This window comes from Micromonospora sp. NPDC002411 (assembly GCF_053592955.1).
In genome coordinates this window covers 1-3847 of sequence record NZ_JBSFBM010000483.1, presented here as the reverse complement: position 1 = coordinate 3847, position 3847 = coordinate 1, and the positions used below count along the sequence as shown (strand labels likewise).

The following is a 3847-nucleotide window of genomic DNA, read 5'->3' as shown; positions in this document are numbered from 1 at the left end:
GACTGATCAGGTCGGCGGCCACGTGCGCCGGGTCGGCAGTGTCGTCGGCCAGGATGGCGATCTCGGTCGGCCCGGCCTCGGCGTCGATGCCGACCACGCCCCGCAGCAGCCGCTTGGCGGCGGTCACCCAGATGTTGCCCGGGCCGGTGATCAGGTCGACCGGGTCGCACCGCAGCTCACCCAACGGGTCGACAGCAGCGCCGTACGCCAGCATCGCCACCGCCTGGGCCCCGCCGACGGCGTACACCTCGTCGACACCGAGCAGCGCGCACGCGGCGAGCACCCGGGGGTCGGGCAGGCCACCGTTGTCCTTCTGCGGCGGGCTGGCCACCACCAGCGACCGCACGCCGGCCGCCTGGGCGGGAACGACGTTCATCACCACCGTCGACGGGTACATCGCCAGGCCGCCGGGCACGTAGAGGCCGACCCGGTCGACGGGCAGCCACCGCTCGGTGACAGTGCCGCCGGGCACCACCTGCGTGGTGTGGTCGGTGCGGCGCTGGTCGGCGTGCACCCGACGGGCCCGGCTGATCGATTCCAGCAGCGCGGCACGCACGCTGGGATCGAGCACCCCCTCGGCCTCGGTGATCGCCTCGGCCGGCACCCGCAGCACCTCCGGAGAGATGCCGTCGAACCGCTCGCTGGCCTCCCGGATCGCCGGGTAACCATGCTCGCGGACCGCCTCCACCAGCGGTCGGATCCGCTCGACGGCGACCGACACGTCGAGTTGGGCACGGGGCAGCAGGCGGCGCGGGTCTCCGAGACCGTTGCGCAGGTCGATCCGGTTCAGCACCCTTGCGAGTCTAGGCGGCCCGCCCGCGGTGCACCCGAGCCGCCCGTACGCCGGGACGGTGAGCCGGGCCACGCTCACCGGCGCGAGATTGGTTAGGCTCGACCATGTGACCGCACGGCTGCCGGTGTTTCCGCTCGCAACGGTGCTCTTTCCCGGGTTGGTGCTGCCGTTGCACATCTTCGAGGAGCGCTACCGGGCGCTGGTCCGACACCTCGTCGACCTGCCCGAGGGCGCTCCCCGCGAGTTCGGCGTGGTGGCCATCCAGGCGGGTTGGGAGGTCGCACCCGCCGGTCCCGGCTCCCGCGCGACGGCGGGCGTCGGCGAGGTCACCCTGCACGAGGTGGGCTGCACCGCCGAGCTGCGGCAGGTGACCGAACTGGCCGACGGTGGTTTCGACATCGTCACGGTCGGCCGCCGCCGGTTCCGGATCGCCGAGGTCGACGAGGACGCGGCTCCCTACCTGACCGCGGACGTCGAGTGGCTCCCCGACCCTTCCGGGCCCGACGAGGTCGCCGACCTGTTGGCCGCCCGGGTGATCGCGGTGTTCCGGCAGTACCTGGGGCTGATCCGCCCCGACCCGGAGGAGATCTCCGAGCAACTGCCGGAGGATCCGACGGTGTTGTCCCATCTGGTGGCGGCGACCGCGGCGCTCACCGTCGACGACCGGCAGCGGCTGCTGGCCATCGACGACACCGCCGCGCGGCTCCGCGCCGAGCTGCGGCTGCTCAACCGCGAGGCGGCTCTGCTGCGTCAGGTGCGGGCGGTTCCGGTGCCGTTGGCGGAACTGGCGTCCCCGCCGACACCCAACTGAGCCCCGGCTCGGGCTCCGGGCGCAGGCCCGGCCACCGCGACCAGCCCGCCAGCAGCGTGTACGTGATCGCGGCGCCGAACGCCGGCAACAGCAGGTTGCCGTGCGGCAGCGGTAGGACACCGAGCAGCCAGTCGACCCCGCCGGCCCGCAGGTCGGCGGGTTTGGTGAAGGCCTGCCCGGCCGGGGCGGTGTCCAGCAGCCGGTCGAAGGTGGCCAATCCGATCCGCCGTCCCACCTGCCAGGCCACCGGCGCGGCGGCCAACCCGCCGAGAACCGCAGCGAGCAGCCCGACCGGGCCGCGCCGACGTCGCAGCACGAACCACAGGGCGAGCGCCACCAGCAACCCGAAGGCCAGCCCGAGCAGACTGAACCACCCGTCGGCGGCGATCGGCTGCTCCGGTTGCGGGTCGGAGTAGATCGCCCCCTCGGCGGTCTTGAGCACCGGCGTGTCCGGCGCGAGCCCCGCCCAGAGCAGCCCGAAGGGCACACCCAGGACAGCCACGGCGAGCACGCTGGCCAGCACCGTCGCCACGGTACGCAGCGGACGACGCGGCTCGTCGAAGGTCAGCTCCAACGAGCTCTGGTACGCCGCCGAGGCGGGGACGTCGCCCGGACCGTACCCGTGCTGCGGTGTCGCCAGCTGGGCCTCCGGCGGTGGCACGGTCCCCGGCAGCGACCCGTTCCCGGGCTGCGACTCGGCGTCCGGCTGCGACCGGGGCGACCGCTCGGCGTCCGGCTGCGGCCCGGACGACCGCTCAGCCTCCGGCGAGGTCGCGCCTGGCGTGCGGGGCGGCGCGGGGCGGTCGGGCTCGTCGACGGGCCGCGCGGGGTCGGGGTAGTCCGGGCTCACCCGATGATCCTCTCAGGCGCGGTCGAGTGCCGGGGCTCCGGTGGCGGCAGACCAGCTCACCGGGCGAACGGCTCCACCATCATCGCCGCCGCCCGCAACCACGCCTGCCGGGTCTCCGGCTGGAGCTGGTGGTACTCGATCGACGCCCCGGTCTCCAGCGCCGGGTCGTAGGGCACCACGGCCACTCCACGGGTACGGGTGGCGAAGTGCCGTTCCAGGTCGTCCTGCAGTGGCGAGCGACCCGGGGTCGGGCAGGAGATGAGGGTGACGGCGTTGTCCGCCAACTCGCCCATGCCCTCCTCGTGCAGCAGGTCGAGCATCCAGTCCGCGCTGAACGCCGCGTCCTCCCGCGGCACAGTGGTCACCACCAGCTGGTCGGCGGCCTGCATCACGGTGCGCCAGTTGGGGCTCTCCACGTTGTTGCCGGTGTCGACACAGACCACGTCGTGGGTGCGCCGCAGCAGCTCCAGCACCCGCCGGACGGTGAACTGGTCCAGTCGCTGGGCGAAGCGCGGGCTCTCCTCGCCGGCCAGCACGTCGTACGAACCGTCGGAGGCGTGCCGCAGGTAGTCGTCCAGCCGACCCAGCAGGGTCTCGCCTTCGAGGATCTCGATCTGGGCCAGGTCGGTGACCAGGTGCCGGATCGTCCGGGCGTGTCGGGCGCTGCCGGCGCGCAGCCCGAGGGTGCCGCGCAGCTCGTTGTCGTCCCAGGCGAGCACGCCCTGCCCACGCACGCTGCCGACGGTGGCCGCGGCGAGCACTGTGGCGGTGGTCTTGTGCACCCCGCCCTTGGGGTTGGCGAAGGCGAACACCCGGGGCGTGCCCAGATCCCGCCGCAGCACCCCGTTGGCCCGTTCCTGCTCGTCGACGCCCTGCGAGCGCCACTCGATCCGGGGCGGGTAGGAGCGCTCGACGACCGCCGAACCGACCGATTGGGCGACCGGCGGGGGCGCGACCGGTGGTGCGATCGGCGGTGGTGCGATCGGCGCGGGGGGTGGCGCGGCGACCGGCGGGGGCTGCGGCACGGCGACCGGATAGCCGGTCTCCGGCTGGTAGCCGGTCTCCAGCAGGGCGTACCGCGACTCCACCGGCGGGTCGCCCGGCCGGTAACCGTTGTCCAGCAACGCGTACCGCGACGGACCCGGGTCGGGGACGACCGGCGGCGGCTCGGGTTCGGTCCGGTACGTCGGCTCGACCCGATGGCCCGGATCCGCCCGGTAACCCGGCTCGGCACGGTACGCCGGCTCCGCCCGATAGTCGGGCTCCCCCCGGTACGGCTCACCCCGGTAACCCGGCTCGGCCCCGAAGCCCGGCTCGGCCCCGAAGCCCGACTCCGGGCGATAGGTCGGCTCCGCGCGGTACGCCGGCTCGGCCCGATAGTCGGGCTCCGGCC

The 3847-nt window shown here is 74.1% G+C and carries 4 protein-coding genes; 1 reads left to right on the top strand and 3 read right to left on the bottom strand.

Features of this window, described 5'->3' with window-relative positions:
* On the bottom strand, positions 1 to 793 hold a 793-nt coding region (hisD, locus tag ACWCO3_RS32655), incomplete at its 3' end, for a histidinol dehydrogenase (RefSeq protein ID WP_450013771.1).
* A gap of 106 nt (positions 794 to 899) precedes the next feature.
* On the opposite strand from hisD, the gene ACWCO3_RS32650 reads away from it, so the two are divergent.
* Complete coding sequence (locus ACWCO3_RS32650; protein ID WP_145779741.1) at positions 900 to 1604, top strand: LON peptidase substrate-binding domain-containing protein; 705 nt, start codon at positions 900 to 902, stop codon at positions 1602 to 1604.
* Here the strand turns inward: ACWCO3_RS32650 and ACWCO3_RS32645 are convergent.
* Positions 1519 to 2454, bottom strand: a complete 936-nt coding sequence (locus ACWCO3_RS32645; RefSeq protein ID WP_358051493.1) for a DUF2567 domain-containing protein — start codon at positions 2452 to 2454, stop codon at positions 1519 to 1521. The two genes, ACWCO3_RS32650 and ACWCO3_RS32645, sit on opposite strands and share 86 nt — an antisense overlap.
* A 56-nt stretch (positions 2455 to 2510) precedes the next feature.
* Positions 2511 to 3847, bottom strand: a 1337-nt coding sequence (locus tag ACWCO3_RS32640) for a MinD/ParA family ATP-binding protein (protein WP_450013769.1), incomplete at its 5' end; no start/stop codon positions are given.